This is a genomic window from Myroides marinus (genome assembly GCF_900109075.1).
GTDB classification, from domain to species: Bacteria; Bacteroidota; Bacteroidia; order Flavobacteriales; family Flavobacteriaceae; genus Flavobacterium; species Flavobacterium marinum_A.
The window spans coordinates 89156-107847 of record NZ_FNYS01000007.1; the positions used below are offsets into that span (position 1 = coordinate 89156).

An 18692-nucleotide genomic window follows, 5' to 3' on the forward strand; every position below is an offset into this window, starting at 1 on the left:
ATACTATACAATTTACTATAAAACTTGAAGCTTCGCAAATCTTAGAAGTAGTTTTTTAATTCCACCAACATCAAAGCGTATTTCAGCCTTTTTATCTGCCCCTACACCTTCTAGATTTATAATTACCCCTTTACCGAAACGTTCATGCATAACAGTATTTCCTACTTCTAGATTCTGATTACCATTTGTTAGGCTACTAGGTTTAGAAGTAGACATATCTACAGGCTTCAGCTTTCTGATATTTCTATTTTCTTTCGGTTCTTCATTATCTGTAACATAAGCTGGAGGCGTACCTGCTATAGGCTTATTTAATCTCAACTTACTCTTATCTACATCTCCAAAGATATCAGCATTAATAGTCGGTTTATATCTATAGTTAGTCTCTACAGGTGTCAGATACTCTAGATATTCATCTTTAATCTCTTCGATAAAACGAGACGGATCACTATCCACTAATTTACCCCATCTATATCTAGACTGAGCATATGTCAAATAAGCTTGATGCTCAGCACGAGTTAAAGCTACATAAAACAACCTTCTCTCCTCCTCTAACTCACTACGTGTATTCATACTCATCGCACTTGGAAATAAATCTTCTTCCATCCCCACACAGAACACTGTAGGGAATTCAAGACCTTTCGCTAAGTGGATAGTCATAAGTGCTACTCTATCATCATCTCCAGTATCTTTATCTAAGTCAGTAGCCAATGCCACATCTTCCATAAACTCACTAAGTGCACCTCTAGCACCATCTACCTCACGTTGTCCTTCGATAAAATCCTTGATACCATTTAGAAGCTCTTCGATATTCTCCATACGAGTAATACCCTCTGGAGTAGTATCTTTTCTCATCTCTTGAACTAGACCAGTCTTCTTTACTATATGTTCAGTTAATTGATAAGCATCCATCGTAGATTCTAATGCTTGGAATGCCTTAATCATATTGCTAAAGTCACTCAACTTATTACGAGTACCAGCAGTAATCTTTAAATCAATCTTATCAATGTGCTCTATCACCTCAAATATAGAACGCTTATAGTGATTAGCAGCAATAGTCAACTTATCCATTGTAGTATTACCAATACCTCTTGCAGGATAATTAATCACACGTACTAACGCTTCTTCATCTTTAGGATTGATTACCATTCTCAAATAACACAATACATCCTTAATCTCCTTGCGTTGATAGAATGACAACCCTCCGTAAATACGATATGGAATATCCTTTTTACGTAAGGCATCCTCCATAGCACGAGATTGTGCATTGGTTCTATATAAGATAGCAAAATCTCCATTATTTTTTTGATTCTGCATTTTCTCTTCAAAGATGGTTGAAGCTACAAAACGACCTTCTTCACCATCCGTTAAAGATCGGTGTACTTTAATCTTTGGTCCAAACTCATTAGCAGTCCAAACCACTTTCTCTAGTTTCACCTTATTATTATCAATAACAGAGTTAGCAGCCTCTACAATATTTCTAGAAGAACGATAGTTCTGTTCTAGTCTATACGTTTGCACTCCTTCATAATCTTTCTGGAAGTTCAAGATATTATTGATATTCGCCCCTCTAAATGCATAGATACTCTGAGCATCATCCCCAACTACACATATATTCTGAAAACGGTCAGATAAAGCCCTAACGATTAAGTATTGCGAGTGGTTTGTATCTTGGTACTCATCCACTAGAATATATTTAAATCTATTCTGATATTTAGATAACACGTCAGGAAAACGAGTAAGTAACTCATTTGTCTTTAATAATAAATCGTCAAAATCCATTGCTCCAGATTTGAAACAACGCTCTACATAATTATTATATATCTCACCAATACGAGGTCTTTTACTCATCGCATCTGCTTCTTGTAGTTCTGGGTTATTGTAATAAGCCTTTACAGTGATCAAACTATTTTTATAAGAAGAGATTCTTCCCAATACTTCTTTAGGCTTATAGATATCTCTATCTAACTGCATTTCTTTAATAATCTGACCGATAAGTCGCTGACTATCCTGAGAGTCATAAATAGTAAAATTACTAGGATATCCTAGTTTATCAGCCTCTGCCCTAAGTATTTTAGCAAATACAGAGTGGAATGTTCCCATCCATAGATTCTTTGCTTCTGAATTACCCACTATTTGAGCAATCCTCACTTTCATTTCACGAGCAGCCTTATTCGTAAACGTTAACGATAGAATATTAAATGCATCAACACCTTGATGCATCAAGTAAGCTATACGTAACGTCAACACCCTCGTCTTTCCTGAACCCGCACCAGCGATTACTATCATTGGCCCATCTTTTTGAAGCACAGGGGCTCTCTGAGCCTCATTTAACTGATCTATATAATTTTGCATATCTAATTTACTCGAAAGTGTCAAAATTACAATTACTATACCTTTATAACAAGTTTTTTACCACCATAAAAATTTCTCCCTTAAAACATAATATTCCCTACTTTTGTCAAAAAAAGTTCGCAATGAATACAGATTTCATCTTACAATTAGTCGCTTATACTATTCCTGCTTTAATTACAGCAGCTATAGCTTATATGTCCTTCAACAAACTTTTAGAGAAACAAACCAGAAAGGATCTCTATCTACTAGAACAACTAAAAACTCAGACTACTGTTGACTTACAAGCATTAAAGCTGCAAGCATTCGAGCGTCTAATTATACTAATAGAAAGAATTGACTTAAAAAAACTTGTTTTAAGAGTTAACCCTAACTCAGAGGACAAGACTTTATATTTACTTAATCTTATCACTCATTTAGATCAAGAATTTGATTACAATGTTTCACAACAAGTTTATGTGAGTAGCGAACTATGGCAAATACTAGTGCAAACTAAAAATGATATTACTGAACTAATTCAGATTACTAGTGCCAATCCAAATATCTTAGACGCTACACAACTAAGACAAGCTTTAATTAGCCAAACTACTCAGATAGAACAAAAACTTGAAGTAGTTAGAAAGGCAATAAAACTTGAAGCAAATACAATTACAGAATAATAAAAACCACTATGAATAAAACAATGATTGCTACTGCACTTATGATTTGTGCTTTAGCCAACTCCCCAATCGTTACTGCTCAAAATAGCAAAACAACTAATCTAATCAACAGTATCTCTCAAGATAAAGTTGCTAAAGGATTAAAAGAAGCCCTTGACAAAGGAATTACAGAGCAAGTTAATCTATTAGCTAAACCTGATGGTTTCTTAAAGAATGAGCTTGTGAAAATTGTTATGCCAGAAGAATTCCAAAAAGTAGACAAAGCTTTGAGAAGACTTGGTATGGGTAGCTTAGCTGATCAAGGTACAGTATTAATTAACCGTGCAGCTGAAAACGCAGTAAAAGAAGCAACACCTATTTTTGTTGATGCAATAAAGAATATGACTTTCAGCGATGCTAAAGACATCCTTATTGGTGGTAAATCTGCTGCAACTGATTACTTAAAGAAAAGTACGACTAAAAGTCTTTACGAGAAATTTAGTCCTGTTATTAACACATCATTATCAAATGTAGGTGCAGATGTTATCTGGGAAAAAATGTCTAGTACTTACAATTCTCTTCCATTAGTTTCGCCAGTAACAACTGATTTGACAGACTACATCACTACTCAGACGATGGATGGAGTATTTAAAGCTATCGCTGTAGAGGAGAAAAATATTAGAGAAAATATAACAGGTTCACGAGATACGAAGTTATTGAAAGATGTATTCGCAATTCAAGATAATCTAACAAACTCTACTAAAAATAACACATCGAATAATTCTAAGAAGAAACAAATAAAGAATAAATAATAAAAACCTAAATTCTTTAAACATTAAAATGTTTTTTATTTAAAAATATAAATATAACATTATTATAACATTCAATTAACTGCCCTATCCAAATATTTTTTTGATATTTGTAGTATCAAAAATGATTGATTTCATAATAGTTAGGGTTAGTTAAAAAAGCCGAGTAGTGGTTCTACTCGGCTTTTTCTTTTTTATATAAATACTGACAGTTTATTTACGTGTCAATACGATCATTAATTCTACTAGATCATCTGTACTAACCCCTAGAAAAGGAGAAGCTATTGAAGCAGGTACATAGATCTTTTTTCCATTTGCAAATTCTAGATTACTATCCCCTTCCTCATTCCATATTGCCAATTGTTTATCATATTCATCAAATAACTCATACACCAATCTATCATTTTCTTCACGTCTCTCTACTTTACCTTTTGTACTAAATTCGCCTAACTCTATAGTACCATACTCCCCTTCTTGATTAATACTTATGCCCAGACTGTTAAATGACTTCAACTTCTCTTTAAACCCATTTTCTGCATCAGTTATCTTCTTAACTATAGCACTAAGTTTTCCATCATCTGTATCCATAATCTTTTTAACAACCTCACTATCTATTCCTTTTTCTGTAAATACAGGATAACTAACAGATGAAAACTCTTTTAATATCAACTTAGATCTAGATTGAATACTACCTCTATAAGGAGTTTCTATATAGACATCCTTAGCACTTTTAGGAGTTGTAACTTTAAAATACTGTATGTATTTCTTAAGATCTAACATCAATGCATTTACTTCCACAGTAAACAGAACCTCATTCTCTATAGTAGAAACAGTGATTTTCTTATTCTTTTCTACTAAAGTTCCTATGGGGTCTTTACCATAAAGTATCTTCTCTTTTTTCATGCTCACTTTTTGAGCCATCATCACAGTACTAACCATCAGCAGTACCATTAACAAGCAATTTTTCATTTTAAATATCTTTTTCATAACAAAAATACAAAAAAAATAAGCGACCTCTTTTTCAAGAGATCGCTTAGATCTATATGTCAAAACATTAAAATGTTCCGCTGTCTGCAATTCTATTATGTATCTGTTTAAAGTATTCAAAGGCATTGAATAAATGGGTACCATGCCAAGAGAACATCTCTCCATCTACAAAAATTGTTTTACCATGATGAGTATGTCTTCCTAATTCGAAAGCATGTTCTTCTTTAAAGGGATAAGGTTCTGAAGACAAGAATACCAATTCTGGATCCCCTTGTATTCTTATTTTTCTAATCTCTACTTCAGGATAACGCTCTTCTCTATTAGCATATACATTAGTAAACTTGTTTAAAGTCAAAAGGGTATTGATAAAAGTGTGATCACCTGCCACCATATAAGGTTCTCTCCAGATAAAATAAGCTGCTTTATACGAATCCTTTGTCGTTACAAAGGACATAAAATCCTTAATTGCAAAGTCTATCTTATCATTCCATTTCTTTGCTTCAGTACGTTTGTTAAACAGCACACCGAAGTCCTCTATCATTTGCTTATTATCTTCTAAAGTAACAACATCTGTTACCCATACTGGACAGATATCTTTAAGACTTTCCACTATCTCTAGTGTATTTTCTTCTTTATTAGCAATAATAATATCTGGATTAAGTGCTTTTATCTTTTCGATATGAACCTTCTTCGTTCCACCTACTTTGATCTTCACAACACCTAAGTGATAAGGATGAACACAGAACTTAGTAATTCCCTTAATCTCATCTTCTAATCCTAAATCACATAGTGTTTCTGTCTGTGACGGAACTAGTGAAATAATCCTCTTTGGTGCTTGTTCGAAGCGGTGCTCTTGCCCTATTTGATCTTTTAATACAATCATACCATTTTATTTAATATCTCCTCCATTTCTATCTGAATGGCCTTAGCTTCTAAACCTGCTTTCTCAGCAAAGTCTTCTGCTTTAGATGCAAAGATAATCCCTCTTGACGAATTGATTAACAATCCTACATTTTTATTTAAACCATATTTGCAAACATCTTGTAGATTACCTCCTTGAGCACCTACACCAGGTACTAACAAGAAACTATCAGGAACTATCTTTCTGATTTCTTCAAAATACTCAGCCTTAGTTGCCCCTACTACATACATTAAGTTCTCAGCATTCTCATACTGTTGAGACGTTTCTAATACATGTTGATATAATGGTTTACCATCAACCTCTTTTGTTTGGAAGTCAAATGCCCCTTGATTAGAAGTCAAAGCTAAAAGTATAGTATGTTTGTCTTTAAATGCTAAGAAAGGTTCTACTGAATCTTTCCCCATATATGGAGCTACTGTAACACTATCAAAAGACATATCTTCAAAGAATGCTTTAGCGTACATAGAAGCTGTATTACCGATATCTCCACGTTTTGCATCCGCGATTGTATATACCTCTGGATAATTCTCATTGATATACTCTATCGTTTTCTTTAATGACATCCATCCTTTGATACCATATGCTTCATAGAAAGCAATATTCGGTTTATAAGCTACAGCATACTGATGTGTCGCATCTATTATGGCTTTATTAAAACTAAAAATAGGATCTTCTTCCTTTAAAAGGAAAGTAGGAATCTTATCTAAATCAACATCCAACCCTACGCATAGAAAGGATTTCTTTTGTTTGATTTGCTCAATTAATTGTTGTGTAGTCATATCTAGTAGTTGTAGTTTAAAAAAAACCACACTATACAAAAGCAAGTGTGGTTTATTATATTTATGAAAGACGATTAATAAACGTCTCCTTCTTTTAATTTCTCTGTATTACTTACTAACTGTAATTCATCGATAACTTTCTGGATGTTACCATTCATAACACCATCTAGATCGTATAAAGTAAGTCCGATACGGTGATCAGTAACACGTCCTTGTGGGTAGTTATAAGTTCTAATCTTAGCAGATCTATCACCACTACTTACTTGAGACGAACGTTTTGTAGCATCTTCAGCTTGTTTTTTAGCTAATTCCATCTCATATAAACGAGAACGCAATACAGTCAAAGCTTTATCTTTATTCTTGTGTTGAGATTTCTCATCCTGACATTGAGCCACTAATCCAGTTGGAATGTGTGTCATACGCACAGCTGACTTAGTTGTATTTACTGACTGTCCTCCAGGCCCTGACGAACAGAAGAAATCAATACGTACATCATTCATATCAATCTGTACATCAAACTCTTCAGCTTCTGGCAATACCATAACAGTAGCCGCAGACGTGTGTACACGTCCTTGAGTTTCTGTCTGAGGAACACGTTGTACACGGTGCACACCAGCCTCATACTTTAATGTACCATAAACGTCTTCACCAGTAACTTCAAAGATTACCTCTTTATATCCACCTGAAGTACCTTCATTTACATCTACCACAGAAGTTCTCCATCCTCTACCTTCACAATATTTAGTGTACATTCTGAATAAGTCTCCTGCGAAGATACTAGCCTCATCTCCACCTGTACCAGCACGTACCTCAACCATTACGTTTTTAGCATCCTCTGGATCCTTAGGTATCAATAAGAATTTAATCTCTTCCTCTAATTCAGGTAAACGTCCTTTTGCTTCATCTAACTGCATTTTAGCCATTTCGACCATTTCAGCATCACTTCCATCAGCTAATATTTCATTAGCCTCATCCATATTACCTCTAAGATTTACATATTCAGCACGTTTTTCAACTAATTGTTTTAAATCTTTATATTCTTTATTTAATTGTACGTAACGTTTTTGATCAGCAATAACATCTGGCTGAATAATTAAGTCAGAAACTTCGTCAAAACGTTGCTTTATAATTTGTAGTCTATCTAACATATCCTAAAATAGATAATTTATTTGGTTCGCAAAGGTACAAAAAAAGAGGAATATATCAATATATTCCTCTCCAATTACACTACAAAAGTAGCTATTATTTTTTAATCTCAGCAGAAATCTCTACATCAGACCAAGTTTTTCCTTCGTGTAAATCTTTACAAGCAGCGTGTAAACTATCAAAAGCAGACTGAGCTGTAAAGTCAGCGATAATATCGATAGCTCCATTTAATTTAAGAGCATCTCCTTCTACTGTATAAGTAAACTCTTTCTCTTTGCTGATTCCGTTCATTGTTAAGTTTACGATAACTTTACCATCTTTGAACTCACCAAAGAATCCACTGATATTACCTACCATCTTAGCGAAGAACTCAGCTTTAAGTTTCTCATCTCTTCCAGCATCATTAGTACTTACAGTAGCAGTTTCTACTACGAAGCTAGCTCCTTTTAAAGCTTCTTCTAAAGTAGCAGCATCAGCTTTCACTTCATTTAATTTAATAGAAGAGAAAGTTCCTTTAACCCCAACTTTCTTAGGAGTTTTAAACGCAGTCCACTCCATTGAGTAAGTTAACTCTTTAGCTGCAGGAGCTTCAGTTTCTACTTGCTCAGTTGTTGTTTCTGTTGTAGTTTCAGTATTAGCATCTTTTTTCTCTCCACAAGAGATTGCAAAAGCCCCGATTAGAGCTAAAGCCAAAAAGGATTTTTTCATAAATATTGAGTTTTAATTTGATAACGTCTAAAGTACTACTTTCAGTACATTTAATTCTTAATTAAACATTAATTTTTTCTATACCTCCCAAGAGTGTGTCTATCTATCACAACTTATAGCTTATTTATAAAACCTCTTAATCAAATAAAAAAGATGATATCAGCCTACTAAGTTTTATCAAAAACTAATGACATAAGATCCATTAAAGAACAGATCACTTCTATCTGATATAAAAAAAGACCTAACTGTGATAGTTAAGTCTTCTTTTAAAATCTTCTATTCTGTTATATAATCAGGCACATCCATATCCTTAAACTGAGATAGCTTTGGAAGAATAGAATTTTCCATTTTCACTCCTCTAAAATCACACTTAATAAATGTGGTATTAGTAAAATTACAATTAATAAATTTCGAAGCTCTAAACTCTACATTCTTAAACACAGCATCAGTAAAATCACAATTATAAAACTTTGTTCTACGTCCACCATATTCATGCCCATAAGTACCTATACCTATCTTAGTACTAACAAAAGAACAATCTTCAAAAACTGTATCATCTGCATTAAATACTAACTTAGAATCTCTAAAATTACATTGTTTAATTATTGACTTATCTAATAGAGATCGATCAATTTTAGATTTAGTAAAATTGACTAATATCCATTCACTTTCAAATGTTGGAATTTCAATAATAGAATATGATAAATCAACATTATATAATTTAGAGTGAGCTAGCGATGGATGGTCTACTAGTTTCGAATGATTTTCTAAATGAATACCAGCTAAATCAACATCTCTTAAATCAGTTATATTTTTATGATGCAGTGATTCTATTTCTTTCTGAAGAGTATTGGTAAACTCCACATCTTTCCATCTATCTTTTAATTTTTTCATATTAAATATGCTACTGGTATCGCATAGACTGCTAAACCATTGTATTTTTCAATATCTTTTCTTCTTGATATTCCACCAATGTCAAAGATAATGGAACTAGGTATAATAAAAAAGGGTGCCCATTAACTGAACACCCTTCATTTACAATCTAATTATTAGCTTATTTCTTCTCAGGAATCTGAGTTAAAATCTCTAATAAGAATTTCCAATATTTCTGTACTGAAGCGATATTAGCACGCTCTACAGGAGAGTGAGCTCCACGGATAGTAGGTCCAAAAGAAATCATATCCATATCAGGATAATTCGTTCCTAAGATACCACACTCTAATCCAGCGTGACATGCTACTACGTTTGGTTTCTCACCTATTTGCTTTTCGTAGATATCTACTAATACATCTAAGATTTCAGACTCAGAGTTAGGTGTCCATCCTGGGTAAGATCCAGAGAACTCTACTTCACATCCCATTAATTCAAATGCAGAACGCAGACTATTCGCTACATCGAATTTAGATGATTCTACTGAAGAACGAGTTAAACACTTAACTACTAATTTACCTTCTCCTAAATCTACTTTAGCGATATTGTTAGAAGCTTCTACTAAATCGTCAAAGTCAGGACTCATACGGAATACACCATTATGAGCAGTGTACATAGATCTCACGAAGAAGTACTGAGCCATAGATGGCATTACTTTCTTAGGAGTTTCAGCAGCTTCTAATTTTTCGAATACTACTTCGAAGTTAGGATCTACAGTATGTAACTCAGCTTTAATCTCATCAACGATAGAAGTCATATCAAATACGAATGCCTCGTCAAAAGTACTTGCGATAATTACCTCAGCAACACTTTCTCTAGGAATAGCATTTCTTAAACTTCCACCTTTTATCTTAGCAATCTGTAATCCGAAGTTATCAAAAGCGTCAAATAACAATCTGTTCATGATCTTATTTGCATTTCCTAATCCTTTGTGGATATCCATACCAGAGTGACCTCCGTTAAGACCTTTTACAGTAATTCTATATCCTACAGATCCCTCTGGAGTATCTTCTTCATCATATTCAGCAGATGCAGTTACATCTACACCACCAGCACATCCGATATCGATTTCATCATCTTCTTCTGTATCTAAGTTTAAAAGGATCTCCCCTTCTAACATTCCACCTTGAAGACCTTTAGCACCTGTCATTCCAGTTTCTTCATCGATTGTGAACAATGCTTCGATAGCAGGGTGAGGAATTTCATTACTTTCTAAGATAGCCATAATAGACGCTACACCAATACCATTATCAGCACCTAATGTAGTTCCTCTAGCTCTAACCCATCCATCCTCAACATACATATCAATTCCTTGAGTGTCAAAGTCAAATACGGTATCATTATTTTTTTGGTGAACCATGTCTAAGTGTGATTGCATCACAATAGTCTTTCTGTTCTCCATTCCTTTAGTAGCAGGTTTTTTGATAATCACGTTACCTACTTCATCTTTTATAGTTTCTAAACCTAAAGACTTACCAAAGTTCATCATGAACTCAATCACACGCTCTTCTTTCTTAGAAGGACGTGGTACTGCGTTTAGATCAGCGAACTTGTTCCATAAGTTCTTAGGTTCTAATCCTCTAACTTCTTGACTCATATTCTTAATCTCTTTAATTATTCAAAATATTCCTTCAAATTTAGGACATTCTAAATAAATACAAGGCTATTCCCTAATAAAAAAGAATTAAATCAAAAACTATCTCCTTTACCACTTTTCAATTTACCCACTTATCTTTAGCATAGTCAACAATTTAGCCTTCTTCCTGAATTTATTCATAAAATAACCAACACTGTAATCACAGTGAATTAACTAATAAAAACGGCTTAATCTTGCGAAGCACTCTATATAGGTAAACTATTTAACTATAATAATCTTGCGAAGCACTCTATATAGGTAAACTATTTAACTATAATAATCTTGCGAAGCGACAAGACGGCCTTAATGGATAAACGAGCATCAATAGATGCAAATTCTAAAGAACTAAACAGTGTCTGAGCGCAGCGAGTTTGTTTAGTTCTAAGAATTTGTGTCGTAATTGATCGTTTAGGAATTACAGCCTTGATTTTTTTGCTTTACTTTTTTGATCAAGCAAAAAAGTAAAAGATAAAAAGCAATAGAGTGTAAAGATTTTCTTACAATATTATAAGATTAAAGAAATAATGTGTAGAATAAGACACTCTCATAGAAAAGTCATTTCACACGAGTTGTAGAAGTACTTCTCTAAATCTGGGTGAAATAAAAGAAGGGCTTTCGCAATACGAAAGCCCTTCTTCATAAAATATAAAAACTATGAAAGATTCTTAATATTACCAAGGAATGCACCTCTTACACAGAATATCTCTCTAACATCCTCTGGTCTCACCACGATATTCTCATACGTCTCATTATCACAGATAAATGCTAGATCACCTGTCTCTGTGTAACGTTTAAAACGATAGCACAATACTCCTTTACCTTCTATCACAACCACATAAATACCCCATGGTTTGATCTCTTCTAGGTCTATTTTCTTTGTTAACACATAAGAAGACACTTTTACAGTTGGGTACATATTATCAGCTGAAATCTGAAATGCTGTATCTACCTCTTCTTCTGTAGGGAATACAAAACTAGGTGATGTAGCCCATGTTCTCTCTGGGTTTAAGAAATATTCAAAATGATGATCTACTGATATCATCTTTACTTTTCTCTTTTGTAAGTCAGTATTAAAAACTTTATGTGTGTTAGAAAAGAATAATTCATTTAAATCAATCTTATGTTCCTTACATAAATTCATAATCTTTTCATACTGTAAAGTTTCTCTTGACTTCCATGACGAAACTGTATTTGGTTTTACTTCTAGAATATTAGCCAATTCTAAATCTGTTTTAATACCTAATAACTGTTTCAACTTTTTGATTACACTTTCACTATTTTTCATACTTGCTCATTTTTTTTTAATTCGACTATTCTTTACTACTTTATTCGCATATTGACAATAAAACAACTATTGTGCCAATAATTAAAAAGTAATTATTTTTTTTCAAAACAAACTGTGTTTTTTCATCCTTAAAAAAACACAACCACCTAAATAACAATAAATTAAATACTTAAAAAAACTTATAACAGAAAGTTACAAAAACAAATAATTCACCGTCTTTTTAAAGAAAGTACAGTGAAGTTATCTCCTTATTATATTCACAAATAAGGCAGGCGTATCAATATTGACTATTGCACTATTCCTATTTCATAGAAATAAATCATATCACTGATTTAACACAATGTTATACCTGAATTCTCCTCCATATTAGCCTACTGGACTTGATAAAACATTCTAACAATTATAATTTAAACCTCCTATTCATAGCTATTTAGAGGCCACTTAACAACACTAACTCTACAGGTAAAAACTTACTACTCTAGAATTAAAACTTTCTCCCTACAAACATAAAATAATCATCAACACACTATACATAAGCATTATATTTTCAATAAAAACAACATATTATCGGTTTTTAATCAATAAAAAACTATAATTTAACGCAGAAGCCTTATTCACATATTCCTTATAAAAATCAAATAAAACACATCTAACTAATCTTTACATTAAAAAAAACTACCAATTGCGATTATCACAATTCTTGTTTTTTACCTACCTAGCTATAATCTCAATTAGTGACTTAATCACAATAAGCTAATTTATTACTCTTCTTTCAGCTTAAATTCTCTTATAATTTCCTCCTAAACAACAAAATATGACTTGAAGACGTCTAATTCCCTTCAATAAGTAGTTTTTATCACGAAATATAACATACAAAAAAAGAGGACAGTCTCCCGACGTCCTCTTACAAGTACAAATACCCCCAGATTCTGCATTAGCTCAATACTACGAGCTAATTCTACTTTATATCTCTATCACTTCTTCTAAAACCATACTATAGTATGTTTTTTTCATAAGTTCAGAGCTATTTTGTATAATTCACTCTCGTTTATCGGTCTATCGCATACTCTGGGGAAAAAAAATACTATGCACTCTCACCTGCATAGCGCATCAAACTAAGTAATAATCTTATCAATATAATTTCTATTATAATTCTGTTCTTTTTTATACTGAGATGGAGACACACCCATTACACTTTTAAACTGTTTGCTCAGATGACTTAAATCATTATAATACATCTTACTAGCGATCTCTAATAAGGTCATTTCGCCATAAGAGATATATTCCTTCACGCGTTCTATACGTTGATAGATATAATACTTTTCGATAGTTATAGACTCTCTTTCAGAAAATATCTTACTTGCATAACTGTAATCTATAGCTAGAGATTCTGATATCAAGTAAGATAGCTTTGTTGACAGCCTACTATCCTTTTGTACGATATCTATTATCAATTGTTTTATGTTCTCAATTAATATTTCTTGTTTTTCTATCAACAATTCAAAACCTAACTGTTTTAACCTTAATTCAAAACTCCTCAACGTTTGTTCATTTAAAGTGTACAATAAAGCTATTCTACCTAATTGTACCTTCGCTTCTAGTATTCCTAATTTCTTTAACTCTTGCTCTACTACTAAGACACATCTGTAACAAACCATATTCTTAACGTGCAACACAACTGAGTACTCCATACATCACCTTTTTAAGTAGAGTGCCGATAGCTCGGCACTCTTAATTCTTCAATAGATTAACCTTGTTTTCCTTCTGCTACAAACTTTTTGTAGTTATCTTCATTTTCGAAGTAAGCTACTTCTCCATTGTTTCCAATAATCACAATATAAGCAGTTGCCTTATCTACAGATTTTAATGTATATGGATCTACTGCGGCACGTACAGCTGCATCTTGTGGAATTCTAGTCTTACACATTTCGCAACATCCGTAGTACATCTTTCCTTCTACCTCTACTTCTAGTTGTTTATTACCCATATAAGCATCATTCACCATACATACTAGGTCACTTGGTACAGCATCCCCTTTTTTATAGGTTCCACTAGCAGCCATAGCTGGAGTATCATTATGCATAGCATGCATATCGTGATTAGCGTGGTCTGCGTGGTTCTCTTGTGCTGGCGCAGCCTCTACTGTTTCTTTTTTAGCTTCTCCACAAGCGATAGTTAATAAACTTACCCCTACTACTGCTAAGCTTTTCATTCCAAATGTTCTCATAATCATCATTTTTAATTACATTAATTTTTGTTCATTCATTATTTCTTCAGTAGCCATTTTTAATATTTTGCTACCTGCTGTTAACTCACCTATTACTTCTATCATCATTCCATTTACACGCCCTTTAGCGACTTTGCGATGATAAGCTGTTCCATTCTTTACTTCTATCACATACATCCCAAGATTGCTATCTACTAATGCAGATTTAGGAACAAAGAAACTCGGCTCAGCCCCTTTCAAATTGACAGTTGCATCAGCAATCATATTAGGTTTTAGCAAATGCTCTGCATTGTTGATATCAGCCTGTATCTGCTCTGATCTAAGCTTTAAATCTAAACTTCCCGCTTTACGTGTTACTACTCCTGTAAACTCTTTTTGTGGTAGTGTACGCACTTTAAACTTCACTATATCTCCTTCTTTTACATAAGGTGTATTCGCTTCAGAAATAGATAAGTTTAATCTCAATGTTCTCGTATCTTCTACTGTCAATAAAGGTAGCTTACTCATCGGCCCTACATAAGCTCCCTTATCCACTTGTCTATCGGTAACCACCCCATCAAAAGGAGCTCTGATAACTAAGTACTGATCTATATTTCTCGTCTCTTCATAAGCTGACTTAGCTGAAGCTACTTGTGCTTTATCTGCTAACATTCTCGCTGTTACTTGCTCTAAATAGTCTGGTGCTATAGCTCCCTCTGTTTGATTAGCCTTCATCGTACGATCATAAGTAGCTTTAGTAGAAACATAGATTGCCTCTTGCGCTTTCCACTTAGACTGTGCAGAAGCTACCTGTGCTTGTATCTCTGGAGCATCTAATATCATTAGCACTTGTCCTTTCTTTACTACACTTCCGATGTCTACTTTTAGATCAGTCACATAACTGTTCACTTTAGCAAATATCTCTGTGCGTTGATCTGCTCTTAATTCTCCAGGTAATTGTAATGGCACATCAGGATTCATCAACTCTAAAGAGATTGTTTCCATCTTATTCATGGCCATATTCATTCCTCCTTTTTCGTCTTTCTTATCTGTTACTTCTGGAGATTTCTTATCTGCACATGCAGTTAATACTACAAGGCTAATTAGGGCTATATATATTCTTTTCATTTTCTTATTTGTTTTCAATAGGTGAATAGTGAATGCTCTCTGTATCTTCTGGGTCTAACGATGGTGACTCTGTCTTAACTTTATTCATTACCCATGCGAATACCATTGGCAAGATGACAAGTACTGAAACTGTAGAAGCTAATAATCCTCCAATTACAGCACGTCCTAAAGGAGCTACTTGCTCACTTCCCTCTCCGTGTCCTATCGCCATAGGCAACATACCAGCAATCATCGCAATCGTAGTCATCGCAATTGGTCTTAGACGCAATCTCGTTGCTTCTACTGCCGCAGCTGTAGATGTCCAACCCGTTTTGCGCAGTGTTTCTGCATTGTTAATCAGCAGTACTGCATTGGCTATGGATACCCCTACAGACATGATAATTCCCATATAAGACTGTAAGTTCACTGTAGATCCTGTCGCTTTTAACAACAATAGCGATCCCAACATTACGAAAGGCACTGTAGTTAAGATTACAAACGACACTTTAAACGATTGGAAATTAGCAGTCAACATCAAGAAGATCACGATAACAGCTACCAATAAACCATTAGCCAAACTATTCATCGTATCATCTAATACTGGCGCCATTCCTTGTAACTCTACATTTACCCCTTTTGGCAATTCTCCTAATTCAGCAATTGCTTTTTCTACATCAGCCTTAGCTCTATTCAAATCTGTTTTATGCACATTAGCAATAACAGTTATATATCCCATCGTTCCTTCATTATAACTCTCTGCCAGGGCTTTGCTCTCTGTTACTGTAGCAACATCACTTAATACTGGTCTATCAGCATTCTTACTCAATGGAATATTCTCTAATTCCTCTTTGCTATTCAATTGGTTTTGTGGCATCTGTACCTGTACATCATAAGCGATACCCATCATACCTCCTACCCACATATTTCTATTGGTGTAACGAGAAGAAGCAGTAGTTGCCACTAATGACTTAGCAATATCCATAGCATCTAATCCCAACTGAGCAGCGCGTACTCTATCTATATTGATTTCGTAAGCTGGATAATTCATAGAGATAGGCATCTTCACATCACGCATATAGTCCAACTCATTTAACTTCGCTAATAACTTATTAGCCGTCATCATATTCATCTTACGCATCATACCAGATACTCTAATCTCAATAGGCGTATTAGTCCCTTGGCTTAGAATTTTCTCTGTCAATTCGATTGGCTCAAACGTCAGTTTTAACTCTGGTAATTTCTCTTTTACACGCTCGCGTATCTGGTCTTTTAACTCATCTGTATTACCACTAAAATCTTTGAATGCTATCTGCATAGAAGCTTCATGTGGTCCAGCGTTATACAAGTAAATTGGGCTTACTGCAAACGAAGAAGGGTGTTGTCCTACAAAGGCAGAAGAAATAGCGATCTTCTCTTTTCCAAACAAATCTTCTAACTCCGCTAACAGCTTCTTAACCTTCATCTCTGTATGCTCTATACGCGTTCCTTCTGGAGCTGTAATACGCATCTGTACTTGGCTTGAGTTTACTGTTGGCAATACGTCTTTACCGATGTTTTGGTACATAAAACCAACTGATAAAAGAGCTAATAGAATAGAACCTATCACAATCATCTTTTTCATTGGCATCACTTTCTCGATACCAGCTATTACTCTATTCTTAAACTTGTCAAATCCCTTTGCTTCATCTGGAATAGCATGTTTCTCTGGATTGTACTTCATCAACCAGTTTGCCATAATAGGTACAAACGTCTGAGATAGTAAGAATGAAACTGTCATCGCAAATCCAATAGCCATCGCTAAAGGCATAAATAATGCTCCTGGAATTCCTGTCATCATAAAGGCTGGTGCAAACACTGCCAAGATGCTAAATAAGATCAGTAACTTAGGGAAAGCAATCTCCTTACATGCATCCCATATAGCCTGTACTTTAGTCTTACCGAGGGCAAAGTGCTGGTGTATATTCTCAATGGTCACCGTACTCTCATCTACTAAAATACCAATCGCTAATGCTAATCCTGATAAAGTCATAATGTTGATCGTCTGACCGAACATTTTTAAGAATAGAACAGCTGATATAATCGCAATCGGAATAGTCATAATTACGATAAGCGCCCCTCTTGGATCTCTTAAGAATAGCATTACCATTAATCCTGTTAACAATGCTCCTAATACTCCTTCTACAATTAAACTCTTAACAGCATTAATTACGTTTACAGATTGGTCAAACTCATAAGATATCTTTACATCATCTGGCAAGTTATTTTGAATCATTGGCAATGACTCTTTTAACTTCTCCACTACATCATAAGTAGATGCCTTACCAGACTTAGCGATATTAATATATACCGAACGCTTACCATCTACTAATGCATATCCCGTCGTGATATCAGCTCCATCTTTTACTGTTGCTACATCGCGTAGATATACGTTGTCTACTTGTCCTTTAAACAATGGAATGTTTCCAAACTCTTCTACTGTTTTTAAAGTATTATTAGTAGGTGTCAAATAGTTTTTATCTCCTACATATACGTTACCTGAAGGCATAGTCACGTTTTGTCTGCTGATTGCTTCTACAATCTGCTCTGGGCTCATGTGGTGTGTACGTAATTTGTTAGGATCGATGTTGATCTCTATCGTACGTGGCGAACCTCCAAATGGCGGTGCTGTTGTCAATCCTGGTATTTTAATCAAGAACGGACGTGCAGCAAAGTTGGCAATATCCTGTAGCTCATTATTTGTCTTTGTTTCTGATCGGAATACTAACTGCCCAACTGGTTGAGAAGAAGCGTCAAAACGAATAATAAACGGTGGTGGTGCTCCTGGTGGTAAGAAGATTACCGAACGGTTAGACAGTGCTGAGATAGACGCAATAGCCTCTCCCATATCTGTACCTTCGTAAAACTCTATTTTCATCAGGGTTAACCCTTGTGTATTTTTAGTGTCGATACTTTTAATACCATTGGCAAAAAGCATCATATTTACATACATCTTTGTAAAGTAACCTTCCATTTGTTGTGGTGTGTACCCATTAAAAGAATGGGCGATATATACCACTGGCAGGTTCATCTCTGGAAGTATATCTACTGGAATTTCTTTAGAAGACTTCACTCCGAAGAATAGCAGTCCTATTACCAATACCATAATAGATATCGGCTTGCGCAAGGCAAAACGAATTAAATTCATACTATC

Annotated in this window: 15 protein-coding genes; 2 read left to right on the plus strand and 13 right to left on the minus strand. The window is 34.3% G+C overall.

Going from position 1 to position 18692, the window contains the following annotated elements; genetic code table 11:
* Positions 1-15 precede the first annotated feature (15 nt).
* Positions 16-2352: an ATP-dependent helicase gene (locus BMX53_RS09340; protein ID WP_063175882.1), complete on the minus strand. Its 2337-nt coding sequence runs from the start codon at positions 2350-2352 to the stop codon at positions 16-18.
* Between the two features lie 122 nt (positions 2353-2474).
* Between BMX53_RS09340 and BMX53_RS09345 the strand changes: the two genes are divergently transcribed.
* Positions 2475-3008 (plus strand): DUF7935 family protein, encoded by a 534-nt coding sequence (locus BMX53_RS09345; protein WP_074745955.1) that lies wholly within the window; start codon positions 2475-2477, stop codon positions 3006-3008.
* 11 nt (positions 3009-3019) lie between these two features.
* Complete coding sequence (locus tag BMX53_RS09350; RefSeq protein ID WP_074745957.1) at positions 3020-3799, plus strand: DUF4197 domain-containing protein; 780 nt, start codon at positions 3020-3022, stop codon at positions 3797-3799.
* 210 nt (positions 3800-4009) lie between these two features.
* Here the strand turns inward: BMX53_RS09350 and BMX53_RS09355 are convergent, their stop codons facing one another.
* The 12 genes from BMX53_RS09355 to BMX53_RS09410 all read right to left on the minus strand — a co-directional run bounded on the left by BMX53_RS09355 (position 4010) and on the right by BMX53_RS09410 (position 18686).
* Positions 4010-4765: a hypothetical protein gene (locus tag BMX53_RS09355; RefSeq protein ID WP_074745959.1), complete on the minus strand. Its 756-nt coding sequence runs from the start codon at positions 4763-4765 to the stop codon at positions 4010-4012.
* Between the two features lie 85 nt (positions 4766-4850).
* Entirely contained in the window at positions 4851-5666 is an 816-nt protein-coding gene (locus tag BMX53_RS09360; protein WP_038987854.1) for an ABC transporter substrate-binding protein, read from the minus strand.
* Entirely contained in the window at positions 5663-6484 is an 822-nt protein-coding gene (pyrF, locus tag BMX53_RS09365; RefSeq protein WP_038987855.1) for an orotidine-5'-phosphate decarboxylase, read from the minus strand. Before pyrF ends, BMX53_RS09360 begins: the two co-directional genes overlap by 4 nt.
* A 74-nt stretch (positions 6485-6558) precedes the next feature.
* Positions 6559-7632 carry a peptide chain release factor 1 gene (prfA, locus tag BMX53_RS09370; RefSeq protein WP_038987856.1) on the minus strand — a complete coding sequence of 358 codons (1074 nt, stop codon included), beginning with the start codon at positions 7630-7632 and terminating at the stop codon, positions 6559-6561.
* A 94-nt stretch (positions 7633-7726) separates the two neighbouring features.
* Positions 7727-8338, minus strand: coding sequence for a YceI family protein (locus BMX53_RS09375; RefSeq protein ID WP_063175886.1), 612 nt, complete (start codon positions 8336-8338; stop codon positions 7727-7729).
* Between the two features lie 276 nt (positions 8339-8614).
* Positions 8615-9232, minus strand: a complete 618-nt coding sequence (locus BMX53_RS09380; protein ID WP_083394407.1) for a pentapeptide repeat-containing protein — start codon at positions 9230-9232, stop codon at positions 8615-8617.
* Between the two features lie 160 nt (positions 9233-9392).
* Entirely contained in the window at positions 9393-10865 is a 1473-nt protein-coding gene (locus tag BMX53_RS09385; protein ID WP_038987861.1) for an aminoacyl-histidine dipeptidase, read from the minus strand.
* 691 nt (positions 10866-11556) lie between these two features.
* Positions 11557-12189, minus strand: a complete 633-nt coding sequence (locus tag BMX53_RS09390) for a LexA family transcriptional regulator (protein ID WP_038987862.1) — start codon at positions 12187-12189, stop codon at positions 11557-11559.
* 1115 nt (positions 12190-13304) lie between these two features.
* Positions 13305-13880, minus strand: a complete 576-nt coding sequence (locus tag BMX53_RS09395) for a helix-turn-helix domain-containing protein (RefSeq protein WP_074745961.1) — start codon at positions 13878-13880, stop codon at positions 13305-13307.
* A 56-nt stretch (positions 13881-13936) separates the two neighbouring features.
* Positions 13937-14416, minus strand: coding sequence for a hypothetical protein (locus tag BMX53_RS09400; protein ID WP_063175889.1), 480 nt, complete (start codon positions 14414-14416; stop codon positions 13937-13939).
* 15 nt (positions 14417-14431) lie between these two features.
* Complete coding sequence (locus BMX53_RS09405) at positions 14432-15523, minus strand: efflux RND transporter periplasmic adaptor subunit (RefSeq protein WP_074746009.1); 1092 nt, start codon at positions 15521-15523, stop codon at positions 14432-14434.
* A gap of 4 nt (positions 15524-15527) precedes the next feature.
* Complete coding sequence (locus tag BMX53_RS09410; protein WP_074745963.1) at positions 15528-18686, minus strand: efflux RND transporter permease subunit; 3159 nt, start codon at positions 18684-18686, stop codon at positions 15528-15530.
* Between the last annotated feature and the right edge of the window lie 6 nt (positions 18687-18692).